Origin of the sequence: Amycolatopsis lexingtonensis (assembly GCF_014873755.1) — a bacterium.
Lineage (GTDB): Bacteria > Actinomycetota > Actinomycetes > Mycobacteriales > Pseudonocardiaceae > Amycolatopsis > Amycolatopsis lexingtonensis.
In genome coordinates this window covers 8,533,683-8,547,772 of the sequence record NZ_JADBEG010000001.1, presented here as the reverse complement: position 1 = coordinate 8,547,772, position 14,090 = coordinate 8,533,683, and the positions used below count along the sequence as shown (strand labels likewise).

The window sequence follows — 14,090 nt, the reverse complement described above, 5'->3', positions numbered from 1 at the left end:
CCCTCACGCCTCGGCCGGCGCGCCGAACCACCGCGCCAGCCGGTCCTGCAGTTGTTCCTGGTCTTCGCCGGCCCACGCCACGTGGCCGTCCGGCCGCACGAGCACCGCCGGGACGTCCAGCTCTTCGCTGACGTCCACGACGTGGTCGACCCGATCCGCCCAGCCGGCGACCGACAGGCTCCCCGTCTGGTCGAGCAGCAGGCCGCGGCCGCCGTGCATGAGGTCGTACAGCCGCCCCTGCTTCAGCGTGAGGTCGCGCAGCCGCCGTCCGACGAGGTCGTCCTCGTCGCCGAAGTCGTAGCGGATCTCGATGCCGACGATCCGCCCGATCAGGTACCGGTTCACCTCCTCGAAGTCCATAAGCTTCGCCAGCAGCCGGCGCACGGCCTGCGGCCCCGCGTCCGGCCGCATCAGCTCGCCCTGGGCGCGGGTGTTGTCCAGCACGTCGGCGGCCACCGGGTGCCGCTCGGCCTGGTAGGTGTCGAGCAGCCCGGCCGGGGCCCACCCGCCGAGCTCGGCGGCCAGCTTCCAGCCGAGGTTCAGCGCGTCCTGGAGCCCGAGGTTGAGGCCCTGCCCGCCCAGCGGCGGGTGGATGTGCGCCGCGTCGCCGGCCAGGAAGATCCGGCCGTCCCGGTAGCGCTCGGCGAGCCTCGTCGCGTCGCCGAAGCGGGACAGCCACAGCGGCGAATGCACGCCGAAGTCGGTGCCCGCGTAAGCGCGCAGCTGCTGCTTGAACTCCTCCAGCGTCGGCGGGACCGAGCGGTCTTCGCTCACCTGCGCGGCGGGCACGAGCACCCGGTACCGCCCCGTTTTCCCGAGCGGGCCGAGCCCGAAGAACTTCTCCGTCTTGCGGATCTCGGTCACGATGGCGGTCACCTCCTCGGCCGGCGCGGTCACCTCCATCTCGCCGAGCAGCGTCTCGTGGCTGGCCGGCTCACCGGGGAACCCGATGCCGAGCAGCTTCCGGACGGTGCTGCGCCCGCCGTCGCAGCCGACGACGTAGCGCGCCCGCAGCCGCTCACCCCCGGCCAGCTCGACCGTGACGCCCTCGTCGTCCTGGCTCAGCCCGGTCACCTCGGCACCGCGGCGGACCTCGGCGCCGGCCTCGAGCGCGTGCTCGGTCAGCAGCCGCTGGGTGACCGGCTGCGGGATGCCGAGGACGTAGGCGTGCGCGCTGTCCAGCCGTTCCGGCCACGGCTTGTCGATGCCGGCGAAGTACCCGGCCATCTGGAACTGCTTCCCCTCCGCGAGGAAACGGTCCAGCAGGCCGCGCTGGGCCATCACCTCGATGCTGCGCACGTGCAGGCCGAGCGAGCGGACCTCCTTGACCGGCTCCGCCTCGCGCTCCAGCACGACCACCCGCACGCCGTGCAGCCGCAGTTCGGCGGCCAGCATCGTGCCGGTCGGGCCGCCACCGGCCACGATCACGTCGATCATCGAATCCCCTTGTTCGTCGGTACTGGTTCAGGCGGGCTGGGTTTCGCGGCTGCCGAGCAGCAGCCTCGCGGCCGCTTCGGCCCCGTCGGCGCGGATCGTGGCGGCGACCGCGGCGGCCCGCGCCCGGGTCGCCGGTGCCAGCGCCGTGGCGAGCGCGGCGGACAGCGAAGCGACGGTCGGCACCGGACCGTCGTGGGCGACCCCGGCACCCAGCGCGGCCACCCGGCCCGCCCAGTACGGCTGGTCCGTCGCCTGCGGCACGACGACCTGGGCCGCGCCGGCCCGCGTCGCGGTCATCGTCGTGCCCGCGCCACCGTGGTGCACGACGGCCGCGACCCGGCCGAACAGCTCCTGGTGGTTGACCTCCCCGACGGCGAAGCAGTCTTCGCCGTCGTCGAGCAGGTCCAGGTCGGCCCAGCCGCGCGAGACGACGACGCGACGCCCCTGCGCCCGGACCGCCTCGACGGCGACCTGGGCGACGTCCGCCGCCGCGGCCATCGGCATGCTCCCGAAGCCGACGTACACCGGCGGCTCACCCGCCGCCAGGAACTCCTCCAGCGCGGCCGGCAGCGGGCGCTCGTCCGGCACGAGCCACGCGCCGGTCTGCACGACGTCGAGGCCGGGCACCGCCTCCCACGGGTCGAGCACCGGGTCCGTGGCCAGCCAGATCGGGTTCCGGAAGACGTACCCGCGGACGTCGCCGACCGGCGGCAGCCCGTTCGCGACGCGGTGGGTGTTGAGCGCCTCCCCGAAGAGCGCGTTCACGTTCGCGGCGTCGTGCTCCCACAGCACCCGGTTGTCGGTCACCCCCGCCGGCGCCGGCTGGCCCGGGTACGCCAGCGGCGCGTGGTGCGGAGAGGGCAGGACCACCTTCTGGAAGGCCACGACCACCGAGCGGATGCCCAGCTTTTCCGCGATCGACAGCGCGCCGGCCATGGTCGGCAGCAGGCCGGTCGCCACGACCACGTCGCACCCCTCGGCCGCCGCGGCCACGACGTCGAACTGGGCCGCGATCAGCTGCGCGGCCCGCTCGGGCAGGGACGACGGCGCGGGCGCCGCCTTGGTCAGCGCCTTGGCCGACGGCCCGTACGGCACGAACTCCACCCCGGCCTCGGCCAGCCGCCGGGCGAAGTCCTCGTCGGGCGGGGCGCACACCCGCACCTCCGCGCCCCGGGCCCGCAGCGCCGCCCCGAACCCCCCCATCGGTTCGACGTCCCCTCGCGACCCGTACGTAGACAGCAAAACACGCACTCGCAAAACCCCCGTTTGATCCCCGAGCCGGGGTTTTCCGGCTCAGGGCGACGATTTTGCGGTATGACCGGGGTCTTGCGGCAAGCCCCCCAAAGCGATATACGTTTAACATGGAGGGAGTTGGTTTTCTCTCCATTCACTCTTCCGGGGTCCTTCGGCCTGCCTTCAGCGGCGCCCTCCCCAGCCCGTGTATGCCACCGCACCCCCCACCGCCAGCACTACCGCCGTCCAGGTGGCCGCCGGTGTTCCCGCAGGTTGCAGCAGCCACGCCGTGACGCGGGCAGCCGTCGTGTCCGCCGGCGGGACGAACGGGCTGATCGCGCACCAGGCCAGCGGCAGCGTCCAGCCGAACTGCCCGCCCGCGACCGCGGCGGCCAGTCCCGCCAGCCCGGCCAGCCCCGCCGCGTCCCGGGTGACGACCGTCAGGTCGACCGCGACCGGCCCCAGCTCCTGCACGCCGGCCAGCAGCCCCCCGGCGGCCACGCCGATCAGCGCGAGGTGCGCGAACCGCCGCAGCGGCCACGGGAGCGCCGCCGCCCGGTCGAGGTCGGCGTCCTGCCCGCTCAGGCCGATCGCCGCCACCGCGACGCCCGCCGTCAGCGTCACGACCGCCGGGATCACGCTCCAGGAGTCCCGCCCGAGCAACCACACCCCGGACGTCGCGACGAGCAGCGCCGCGGCCGCCGCCGGCAGCTGGCGCGAGCGGGCGTACAGCGCCGCCCACCTCATCTGAGCGCTCCGGGAACGAGCGTGTCGAGCGCTTCGCCCCGGCAGGTCAGCAGCGATTGCCGCAGCGCGGCGATCCGGGTGGCTTGCACTTCGGGTGGCAGGGCGCGGAACTTCTCCCACACCTGTTCGATCGACGGCAATTCCCGCTTGAACCAGTTCCGGGTGTATTCCGGCAGCGGTTCGAGCTTTCCGGTGAAGTATCCCGCCGCGATCGCCCGGGCGGCCTGGTCCGGGATGGTGCTGGTGCTCGGCCGCAGGCAGCTGGGCACCCCGGCCCCGGACAGGACGGCCAGCCGCAGGTCGTCCGCGCCCGCGGTGCGCAAGAGGTCGTTGCGCTGGAAGTCCAGGTAGACGACGTGCGGATCACGCGGAGCCGGCTCGCTGATCGGCGGCGGCAGAACCTGCTCTTCGATCCGGGCCGGCGGGTCGGGCAGTTTCGCCAGCATCGCGAGCGCTTCGCGACCCGGGCCCTGCAACGCGGCCAGCCGGTCCCGGTGCAGTTCGGACACGCAGATCGGCCCGTCGCAGACCTTCCGGCCGGCGACGCTGTCGATGGTGAGCGCGTCGGCCGGCGCCGCCGGGAACAGCGGCAACGCCACGGCGACCCCGGCGACCAGCGGCAGCAGGCTGAGCAGCCGCGCCCGCACGGAACGCACGGACAGCAGCAGGAACGAGGTCACGGCCAGCCCGAGGAACCACGCGCTCTGCCCCAAGTCGAGCGACGCGGTGGTCGTCACCATCTCCCCGCGCGGCTCCGCGAGCGACGGCGCCAGCGGCCCCACCCGGGCGGGGAACACCGGCTCCAGCCCGCGCTCGAGCGACATCCAGCAGAGGACCGTCAGGACGAACGCCAGTACGGCCGCCCCGGGCGCGGCCAGCGGGTGCGGCAGCAGCCGCCCGACCGCCAGCCCGAGCCAGCTGCCCGCGAGGACGCCGAGCGACCCGACGAGCAGCACCGGCAGGAAGCCGAGCGAGAAGAACCCGTCGTGCGCGAGGACTTCGACGGCCCCCACGGCGAACACGACCAGGAAACCGGCCACGCTCAGCCCGCCGACCGCACCGGCCAGCCGCGCCAGCCGCTGCCACCCGGGCCTGGACGTGGTGGCGAGCAGCTCACCCATCCCGGAGCGGCTGTCGCGCATGCCTTGGATGGCCCCGGCACCGACGACGACGGGCCAGAGGAAGACCAGCAGGAACCGCAGCCACAACGCGGTGGTGGTGCTGTGCACGGTCCACGACGCGGGCGCTTTCCACCACGGCCCGGAGAGCAGGAAGAGAAACCCGAGCGCGACGACGACGACCGCCAGCCCGGCCCAGGGCGCGATGGAGCGCCGGAGTTCGGTGCGGAGGATCACCACGCCCCCTTGCCCGGTTCGTGGTTCAGCAGTGCCGAATAGCCGCGCTCGATCGGGCTGTCGCCGACGTGCTCCAGGGTGCCCGCCTCGGTCAGCTCGCCCGGCGTTCCCTTGAACACCAGCTTCCCCTCCGCGAACAGCACCACGTCCGTGCACGCCGTCGCGACGTCTTCGACCAGGTGCGTCGAAATCAGCACGCACGAGTCGCGGCCCAGTTCCTGCACCAGTTCCCGGAAGCGCACGCGCTGCGCCGGGTCGAGGCCCGCCGTCGGCTCGTCGAGCAGGAGGATGTCCGGGTCGTTGACGATCGCCTGGGCGATCCCCACCCGGCGCACCATGCCGCCGGACAGGGTTTTCATGCGGTCGTCGGCGCGGTCGGCCAGCCCGACGCGCTCGATCGCGCGCTGGACCGCGCCCGGGATGTCCTCTTTGGACACCTCCTTGAGCCACGCCAGGTACTCGACGAACTCCCGGACCGTGAACCGCTTGTAGTAGCCGAAGTTCTGCGGCAGGTAACCGATCCGGCGGCGCAGGGCGCGCTGGCCGGCGTGGCCGCCCGCCTGCGTGCCCAGCAGCGTCAGGCTGCCTTCCGCCGGCCGGAGCACCGTCGCCAGTGCCCTGATCAGGGTCGTCTTGCCCGCGCCGTTGGGCCCGAGCAGGCCGTGCACCCCCTTGCCGAGGGACAGGTCCAGCCCGTCCACGGCCATCTTCCGCCGCCCCACCCGCACCCTCAGCCCCTGCGCCTGGATTTCCCAGGCGTAGGTCGCCGGTGCGACCTCGGCGGCCCCCACTGCCCGCATTCTTCCTCCCTAGTCGTGCGCGCCGAGCCGGGTGTACGCCGCCCTGTGCAGGGCGACGACCACCGTGGTCAGCGCGAAGATCCCCGCCCACACCGGCAGCGCGCCGGTGGTGAGCGCAAACGCTTGTCCCCGCTGGACGAACGCGGGCAGCACGACGATCGCCACCCACACCGCGATGAGCGCGTACGCCGCCCGGCTGACCCCGAGCACCCCGCCGAGCGCGAGCGTGCCGGTGGTGAACGCCAGGCTCGGCAGCAGCCAGAGCGCCGGCCCGGTGCCGGTCAGCCACCCGGCGAAGCCGAGCACCGGCAGCACGACGGCGAGCACCGCCACCGTCCGCCGGGCGACCAGGTAGAGCCCCGCCCGTGGCGTCGCGGCGACGACCTCGTAGGCCGGGTCGAGCCCTCGCGCCCACGACGCCGCGACCCCGAGCACCGGCAGGACCGGGGCGAACAGCTGCACCGCCGTCATGTCGAGCACCGCGTGCCAGACCCCGTCGAGCAGCACCGCGACCAGGGTGACCGCCACGATCATCGCCAGCCACGGCGCCATCGCCGGCGTGACCCAGGTGTCGAGCCACCGAAACCTCCGCCGGACGCGCGGCGCGACCGGCCCGACCTCCGCCGCGAGCCGGTTCCAGACGACGTCGACCACCGGCTGGACGGGCGCGACCTCGGCGACCTTCGCCCGGCACACCCGGCAGTTCTCGAGGTGGGCCTCCAGGCCCCACAGCTGGTCACCCGGGAGGTCGCCGCCCGTCACGTACACGGCGATGAGCCGGTCCGGCGCGTGGTTCATGACAGTGCCTCCCGCATCGCGATCCGTGCCCGGCGAGCGCGGGTCTTGACGGTTCCTTCCGGCAGCCCCAGCAGGACGGCGGTCTCGCGGACGGTCAGCCCGTCGAGCACCATCGCCTGCAGGACCGCCCGCAGTTCGGGCGCGAGGTCGCGCAGCGCGTCGCCGATCTCGTCGCCCAGCGCCACCGACAGCGCCTCGTCTTCGGCCGCCGCAACCGGCGCGCAGTCCAGCGCGATCTCCGGCGGTGGCTGCGCGTGGTGCGCCCGGCGGCGGAACGCGTCGACCAGCCGGCGCGCCGCGATCGTCCACACCCACCCGACCGCGCTCCCGCCCGCGACGGCCCCCGCGAACGAACCCGCCGCGCGCCAGACCGCCAGGTAGGTCTCCTGCATGACCTCGGCGACGATCTGGTCGTCCGCGCACCGGCGGCGCAGGCGCACGGCGAGCCAGGGCGACGTGCGGCGGTAGAGCTCCTCGAACGCCGCGCGGTCACCCTTGGCCGCGCGCCGGACGAGGTGCTCCTCGTCCGCACTGTCCAGTGGCAGGTGTCTCACACCAGGCAAGACGCCGGGTGATCGGAAACGGTTCTCACCCGACTGTGTGCTGCGTCACACCGAACGGGTGGGCCAGAACTTCCGCCAGCCGTCGGCTTCGAGGGTCGTCGGCTCCAGGCCGGCGTCGCGGGCGGCCTGCTCGGCGGCCCGGACGTCCCGCGCGAACTGCTTCGCCAGCGCGCGCAGCTCGTCTTCGGGGTCGACGCCCGCGCGGCGCGCCGTGGCCGCGATGCGGAACAGCTGGGCCGCGGTTCCCGAACCTTCGGGGAAGAGGTCGAGCGGGATGCCCGCCCGCCCGGACCGCTGCCCCAGCTTGCCCGCCAGCGCCACGGCGGGCTGGCCGAGCGCCACGCCGTCCACAATGGACTGACGTTGCTTCTCGCGCTGCTTCAGCTCTTCCCACTTCACGTTCTGGTGCTCGACCGTGTGCACCTTGTCCGCGTCGGCGAACACGTGCGGGTGCCGCCCGACCAGCTTCTCGACCAGCGCGGCGGCGACGTCGTCGATGCCGAACGGGTCGGCCGGGTCCTCGGTCGCGACACGCGCGTGGAACAGCACCTGCAGGAGGACGTCGCCGAGTTCCTCGCGCAGCGCTTCACGATCGCCGTCTTCGATGGCGTCGAGCAGTTCGTAGGTTTCCTCGACCAGGTACTGCCGCAGCGATTCGTGCGTCTGCACCGCGTCCCACGGGCAGCCGCCCGGCGAACGGAGCCGGTCCATCACGTCCGCGGCCCGCACCAGCGGCGGCACCGGCGTCTCGATGACGACCGCGCCGGTCGCGATGAGCAGCGACGCGGCGGGCTCGTCCCGGGACCCGGCGAGCAGCACGACATCCTTCAGCGAAGGCGCCTCGGTGACGGCCGGGACCCCGAACGCGGCCGGGTCGACGTCGGTGGCCGCGTAGACCGCCGTGGACTCGCGGAGGATCTTCAGTGCCGCACCGGGCAGCGTCGTCCCGCGGACGACTACAACGACGCCTGCGGTCACTGCTGCGCGGATGCGGCACCGCGCACGGGCAGCACGATGCCCTGGGTGGCGTCGGAGTTCGGCACGAGGTTCATGCCCACAACATCCCACACGCCGTAACGCGGGTTGACGCGCAGGCCGCTCTGCCCGAGGTACGGCTGCAGCAGCCGGGTGCCGATCGACGTCAGCTGCGCGTCCGTCGGCTTCTGCGCCTCCTGGTCGGCCGGCACGGCCCGGTCGGTGCCACGGGCGCGGATGACGAAGACGAACCAGTCCGGGCTCTGCGGCTTCTGCGCCTGGAAGACGACGACGCTGTTCTTTTCGGAGCCGAACAGCGCGGTCTGCGCGAGGCCGGGGTACTGCGCGGCACCGAAGAGTTCGGCGGTCTGGCCGGCGGAGTAGACGCTCGGCGGGGCCGGCATCCCGGTCTGCTGGGCCTGCTGCGCCTGCTGGGCGTCCTGCTGCGCCTGCTGGACGGTGGCCTGCACCTTGTTCGGGTCGGCGGCGAATTCCTTCGCGAGGTCGAACGCGCGGGTGCGGGCCGCCTGGTCGTTGTCCGCGGTCGCGGTGATGCCGACGTAGTCCGCGCCGACCGACAGCTTCGGCAGCGTCTTCTGGGCGAGCTGCTGCTCGAAGACGACGTCGCTCGCGACCTCGTTGCGGTCACGCAGCTTCGAGACGATCTGCGTGACGGCGACCTGGTCGCCCTGCCCGGTGTCGGTGACCGGCTCCGGGGTCACCTGCGCGGCCAGCCCGGCGATCTTCGCCTGGTCCGCGACGAGGTTCTCCTGCTTGGTGGCGCGCAGGGTCAGCTCGTGGAGGACGGTCTGCCGGACGATCTCGCGGCCCAGCAGGTCGAGCTTGTGCTCACCGGCGAGCTTCTTCGCGTACGGGTGGTCGCGGACCGCCTGGTCGATCATCGACTGGACCGAGTCGAGCGAAACCGACCGGTCGCCGACGATGACGGCGCTGCCGACCTGGCTGGGGCCCGCACCGCACCCGGCGAGCAGAAGAGCACCGGCAACGACCGCGACCAGCGCGCGAGGGCGCCCCATGATCCGCATCACAACGCATACCCTCTCACACCATCGGTGCCGAACCGCAACACCCTTGGGGTGTCGGCAGCCGTAATGTCGACTTATGGACCATTGGCTGACCATCGAAGTCTTCGACGGTGAGCACACGGCCACGAAGTGGCGGCTCGCCTACGGTGACGCACTCACCGAAGCGGCGCTGACGAACGGCGCCGAGCAGTGGGTGTGGCACGAGCACCGGTGGGGTGTGGTGCTCGAAATCGAGTTCGGGAGCGAGGAACGGCGGGACGCGTTCCGGGGGCTGCCGGTCGTGACGGCGGCACTGGACGCCGTCCCGGATCCGGCGCGGGGGTTGCTGGTGTACCCCGGACGGGGCGGGGGTTCGGGCTCGCGGATGCCGCGGAAACCCCGGCCGCTGCCGATGTCCGGCGCCGGCGCGGTTCCGGTGCCGGAAGAGCAGGTGCGGATGGGGCTGGCGGAGGCGCTGCCGCCGATGTTCATCGAAGTCGGCTGACCCCGAGTTCCGTGAAGGCCACCTTGTGGAAGCGCAAGGTGGCCTTCACGAACGTCCGCTAAACCGCGGCAGGCTTCTTCGTCAGCTGCACCAGCAGCTTCGTGCACCAGTCCAGCAGTTCCTCGTCCCGCAGCGTCGGCGCGCCGATCCGGCCGCCCGCCGGGCCCTCGGTCGGCTTCGGCACCGATACCGTGTTCGTCACCGCCTTGAACACCGCCTTCGGGTACAGCCGCTTCAGGCGCACCAGCTGCGAGTCGGCCAGCGGCAACGGCGCGAACCGGATGGTGTTGCCCTGGACCGCCACCTCCGTCACGCCCGCCTCGCGGCACGTGTGCCGGAACTTCGCCACCGCCAGCAACCGGTTCACCGCGGCCGGCGGCTGGCCGTAGCGGTCGATCAGCTCCTCGCGCACCGCGTCGAGGCCCGCGGTGTCCGGCGCCGCCGCGATCTTGCGGTACGCCTCCAGCCGCAGCCGCTCGCCCGGGACGTAGTCGTGCGGGAGGTGGGCGTCGATCGGGAGGTCGACGCGGACGTCGGCCATCTCCTCGTCCTCCGCCGGCTCCGCGCCCGCGTGCCTGCGGAACGCGTCGACCGCTTCGCCGACCAACCGCACGTACAGGTCGAACCCGACCCCCGCGATGTGCCCGGACTGCTCCGCGCCGAGGATGTTGCCCGCGCCGCGGATCTCGAGGTCCTTCATCGCGACCGCCATGCCCGCACCGAGTTCGGTGTTCTGGGCGATCGTCGCCAGGCGGTCGTGCGCCGTCTCCGTCAGCGGGGCCTCCGGCGGGTACAGGAAGTACGCGTACCCGCGGTCGCGGCCGCGGCCGACCCGGCCGCGAAGCTGGTGCAGCTGGGCCAGCCCCAGCAGGTCACCGCGCTCGACCAGCAGCGTGTTCGCGTTCGAGATGTCCAGCCCGGTCTCGACGATCGTGGTGCACACCAGGACGTCGTATTCGTTCTCCCAGAAGCCCTGGATGATCTTCTCGAGCTTGTCCTCGTTCATCTGGCCGTGCGCGGTGACGACGCGCGCCTCCGGCACCAGTTCCCGGATGTGCCGCGCCGCCTTCTCGATCGAGGAGACGCGGTTGTGGACGTAGAAGACCTGGCCGTCTCGCAGCAGTTCGCGCCGGATGGCCGCGCCGACCTGCTTGTCGTCGTACGCGCCGACGTAGGTCAGGATCGGGTGCCGGTCCTCGGGCGGGGTGAGGATCGTGGACATCTCGCGGATGCCGGCCAGCGACATCTCCAGGGTGCGCGGGATCGGGGTCGCCGACATGGTGAGCACGTCGACGTGCGTGCGCAGCGCCTTGATGTGCTCCTTGTGCTCGACGCCGAAGCGCTGCTCCTCGTCGACGATCACGAGACCGAGGTCCTTGTAGCGGATGCCGGTCTGCAGCAGGCGGTGCGTGCCGATCACGATGTCGACCTCGCCGGCGGCGAGCTGCTCCAGGATGAGGTCCGATTCGGTCTTGTTCGTGAACCGGGACAGGCCCTTGATCGTCACCGGGAACGAGCGCATCCGCTCCTGGAAGGTGTTCAGGTGCTGCTGGGCGAGCAGCGTCGTCGGGACGAGGACCGCGACCTGCTTGCCGTCCTGGACCGCCTTGAACGCGGCGCGGACGGCGATCTCCGTCTTGCCGTAGCCGACGTCGCCGCAGATCACGCGGTCCATCGGGACGCCGCGTTCCATGTCGGCCTTGACCTCGTCGATCGCGGCGAGCTGGTCGTTGGTCTCGGTGAACGGGAAGGCGTCCTCCAGCTCGCCCTGCCACGGCGTGTCCGGGCCGAACGCGTGCCCCGGGGCGGCCTGCCGCGCGGCGTACAGCTGCACCAGCTCGGCGGCGATCTCCTTGACCGCCTTCTTGGCCCTGGCCTTGGTGTTCTTCCAGTCGGAACCGCCGAGCTTGTTCAGCGTCGGCAGTTCGCCCCCGACGTACTTGGACACCTCGTCGAGCTGGTCGGTCGGTACGAACAGCCGGTCGCCCGGGTGCCCGCGCTTGGACGAGCCGTACTCCAGCAGCAGGTACTCGCGGGTGGCGCCGGCGACCGTCCGCTGCACCATCTCGACGAACCGGCCGATGCCGTGCTGCTCGTGCACGACGTAGTCGCCGGCCTTCAGCGCCAGCGGGTCGACGGCGTTGCGCCGCCGGGACGGCATCTTGGTCGTGAGGTCCTTTGTGGACGTTCCGGCGCCGGAGCCGCGGCCGGTCAGGTCCGCCTCGGTGAGCACGACCAGCGCGCGCTCCGGCGAGATGAAGCCGTCGGTCAGGCCGCCGCAGGTGACCGTGACGACGCCCGGCGCCGGCGCGCTCTCCAGGCCTTCGCCCGCCAGCGCGGCCGGGACGTCGGCGGCCGAGAACTGCTCGACCGCGCGAGCCGCGGTGCCGTGGCCGGCGACGACGAGCACCGCGGTGCCGCCCGACGCGATGTGCGCGCGCAAGTCCGTCGTCGCGCGGTCCAGCTCGCCGCGGTACGCCGGCGCGGCTTCCACGGAAACGCGGTACACGTCGGGGTCTTCGCTGGTCAGCTGGGTGAGCGTCCACCAGGCGCGCTTGGTGTCCTGCGCGTGCGACGCGATCTCGTCGAGCCCGCGGTAGGCGGACGCGCCGAGGTCGATCGGCGCCTGCCCGCCCGCCGCGGCCGTCGTCCAGGACGCTTCGAGGAACTCCTGGCCGGTGCGCACGAGGTCGGCGGCGCGGGCGCGGATCTTCTCCGGGTCGGTGAGCAGCACGTGCGTGCCGACCGGCATCGCGTCGGTGAGCAGCTCCAGCTCGCCTTCGCAGAGCACCGGGATGAGCGCCTCCATGCCCTCGACCGGGATGCCGTCGGCCAGCTTGGTGAGCATTTCGGCCAGGTGCGCGTCCGCTTCGTACGTCTTCGCCAGCTCCGCGGCCTTTTCCTTGACCGGCTGTGTCAGCAGCAGCTCGCGGCACGGCGGCGCGGTGACGCGCGGGATCTCGCCGGGCAGCGACCGCTGGTCGGAGACGGCGAACGCGCGGATCTCGCTGACCTCGTCACCCCAGAACTCGACGCGCACGGGGTGCTGCGCGGTCGGCCCGAACAGGTCGAGGATGCCGCCGCGGACGGCGAACTCGCCGCGCTTCTCGACCATGTCGACGCGGGTGTACGCCAGCTCGACGAGCCGTTCGAGCAGCTGCTCGAACGGCTCCTCCTCGCCGACGACGAGGTCGATCGGCTCGAGCGAGCCGAGGCCGGGCGCCATCGGCTGGATCAGGCTGCGGACGGTCGCGACGACGACCCGCAGCGAATCGTCCTCGGTCTTGAGGCGGTGCAGCACCTCCAGGCGGCGGCCGACGGTGTCCGCGCGGGGCGAGAGCCGCTCGTGCGGGAGCGTCTCCCAGCTCGGGAAGTCGGCTACTTTCCGCGCCCCGAGCAGGGCGCTGAGCGAGGCGGTCAGCTCGTCGGCCTCGCGGCCGGTGGCGGTGACGGCGAGCACGGGTTTGCCCGCCCCGTCGTCCGCCGCGAGGGCGGCGGCGACGAGCTGCCGGGCGGCGATCGGGCCCTGCAGCTCGAGCAGCGGCGCGCCGGCGCGCTCGACCACGCCGCGCAGGGCCGGGTCGGGAAGGATGGCGGTGAGGAGTCCGGACAGTGGAGCTTCGGTCACGATCCCAGCCTACGTGCCACCCCCGACAGGTTTCCGATCACGGCTGGTCGCGCAGCAGTTCCACCACCTCCGCGACCCGGGTCAGCTGCTCGTCGAACACCTTCGGGTCGGTGCTCGCGATGCGCAGCAGGAAGTGCTCCGCGCCTTCGTACTCCCGCAGCCGCGAAGCGACCTCCGCGGCGTTCCCGGTGACCTGCATCTGGATGCCCTGGACGAAGTCGGCGGGCATCCCGTAGTTGCGCTGGCAGTACTCCTCCAGCAGCGCGCGCCCGCGGACTGGGTCGTCCTCGACCAGGACCGTCGCGAACAACGCGGGCGTCACCGGCCGGGTGGCGACCGCGCGGATCCGGGCCAGCCCGGTCCCGTAGTCCGCCGGGTCCGGCGGGTACGGGAGCCAGCCGTCGTACAGCCGTCCGACGCGCTCCAGCGCGCCCGGCGTGTACGCGGCCAGCCAGACCGGCGGGCCGCCGTCCCGCGCCGGCAAGGGGAACGCGGGAAGCGAGTCGTAGTGCAGCACCTCGCCGTGGAACGACGATTCGCCGCGCCACGCCGCCCGCCACAGGCCCACGATGTCGTCCAGGCGGGCCCGCCGCCGCTCCCACGGCACCCCCACGAACGCGAACTCCGGTTCGCTGCGCCCCGCGAACCCCGCGCCGACCGCCACCGTGAGGCGACCTTCGCTGAGCAGGTCGAGGGACAGCAGCTGGTTCGCCGAGAGCACCGGGTCCCGCAACGCCGGGAGCAGCGCGGACGTCCCCAAGGTCACCCGGGAGGTGCGGGCGGCGAAGGCGCTCAGCATGGTGAACGCGTCCAGCGGAGCGCGCGCGAGGGTGTCGCCGACCCACACCGAGTCGAGTCCGAGGCGTTCCGCTTCGACGGCCACGCCGACCAGTTCGGGCGCGGTCCGCCCGGCGTCGAGGATGGGCTGGTAGGTCGGGACGACCAAGCCGTATTTCGTCATGGCCGAAGCGTCGCGAAACCGGGGTATGAGCTCAATTCCCCGCGGGGAATGGCGCGGCCGAGC

The 14,090-nt window shown here is 72.7% G+C and carries 12 protein-coding genes; 1 reads left to right on the top strand and 11 read right to left on the bottom strand.

Annotated features, from left to right (window positions below):
• Nucleotides 1-3: 3 nt before the first annotated feature.
• The 9 genes from rox to H4696_RS39800 form a co-directional block, all read right to left on the bottom strand.
• Nucleotides 4-1,437 (bottom strand): rifampin monooxygenase, encoded by a 1,434-nt coding sequence (gene rox / locus H4696_RS39840; RefSeq protein ID WP_086858895.1) that lies wholly within the window; start codon nt 1,435-1,437, stop codon nt 4-6.
• A gap of 27 nt (nt 1,438-1,464) precedes the next feature.
• Complete coding sequence (locus H4696_RS39835) at nt 1,465-2,640, bottom strand: glycosyltransferase (protein WP_249026963.1); 1,176 nt, start codon at nt 2,638-2,640, stop codon at nt 1,465-1,467.
• A 213-nt stretch (nt 2,641-2,853) separates the two neighbouring features.
• Nucleotides 2,854-3,417, bottom strand: a complete 564-nt coding sequence (locus H4696_RS39830; protein WP_086858893.1) for a hypothetical protein — start codon at nt 3,415-3,417, stop codon at nt 2,854-2,856.
• Entirely contained in the window at nt 3,414-4,772 is a 1,359-nt protein-coding gene (locus H4696_RS39825) for a hypothetical protein (protein WP_249026962.1), read from the bottom strand. The genes H4696_RS39830 and H4696_RS39825 overlap by 4 nt, the downstream gene beginning before the upstream one ends.
• On the bottom strand, nt 4,769-5,572 hold the full coding sequence (locus tag H4696_RS39820) for an ABC transporter ATP-binding protein (RefSeq protein WP_086858891.1): 804 nt from the start codon (nt 5,570-5,572) through the stop codon (nt 4,769-4,771). The genes H4696_RS39825 and H4696_RS39820 overlap by 4 nt, the downstream gene beginning before the upstream one ends.
• A 9-nt stretch (nt 5,573-5,581) precedes the next feature.
• Entirely contained in the window at nt 5,582-6,370 is a 789-nt protein-coding gene (locus H4696_RS39815) for a zf-HC2 domain-containing protein (RefSeq protein ID WP_192782790.1), read from the bottom strand.
• Nucleotides 6,367-6,924, bottom strand: coding sequence for an RNA polymerase sigma factor (locus tag H4696_RS39810; protein WP_086857610.1), 558 nt, complete (start codon nt 6,922-6,924; stop codon nt 6,367-6,369). The genes H4696_RS39815 and H4696_RS39810 overlap by 4 nt, the downstream gene beginning before the upstream one ends.
• Nucleotides 6,925-6,978: 54 nt before the next feature.
• A complete protein-coding gene (locus H4696_RS39805) occupies nt 6,979-7,911 on the bottom strand; it encodes a nucleoside triphosphate pyrophosphohydrolase (protein ID WP_086857611.1) in 933 nt (310 codons plus the stop codon).
• On the bottom strand, nt 7,908-8,945 hold the full coding sequence (locus tag H4696_RS39800) for a hypothetical protein (protein ID WP_420831536.1): 1,038 nt from the start codon (nt 8,943-8,945) through the stop codon (nt 7,908-7,910). The genes H4696_RS39805 and H4696_RS39800 overlap by 4 nt, the downstream gene beginning before the upstream one ends.
• Nucleotides 8,946-9,030: 85 nt before the next feature.
• Between H4696_RS39800 and H4696_RS39795 the strand changes: the two genes are divergently transcribed.
• The gene (locus H4696_RS39795; protein WP_086857613.1) at nt 9,031-9,438 is read left to right on the top strand and encodes a hypothetical protein; all 408 of its coding nucleotides are present in this window, start codon (nt 9,031-9,033) and stop codon (nt 9,436-9,438) included.
• Nucleotides 9,439-9,496: 58 nt separating this feature from the next.
• Here H4696_RS39795 and mfd read toward each other — a convergent pair whose 3' ends face one another.
• Nucleotides 9,497-13,051, bottom strand: coding sequence for a transcription-repair coupling factor (mfd, locus tag H4696_RS39790; RefSeq protein ID WP_086857614.1), 3,555 nt, complete (start codon nt 13,049-13,051; stop codon nt 9,497-9,499).
• A gap of 52 nt (nt 13,052-13,103) precedes the next feature.
• A complete protein-coding gene (locus H4696_RS39785) occupies nt 13,104-14,027 on the bottom strand; it encodes an LLM class flavin-dependent oxidoreductase (RefSeq protein WP_086861219.1) in 924 nt (307 codons plus the stop codon).
• Nucleotides 14,028-14,090 lie beyond the last annotated feature (63 nt).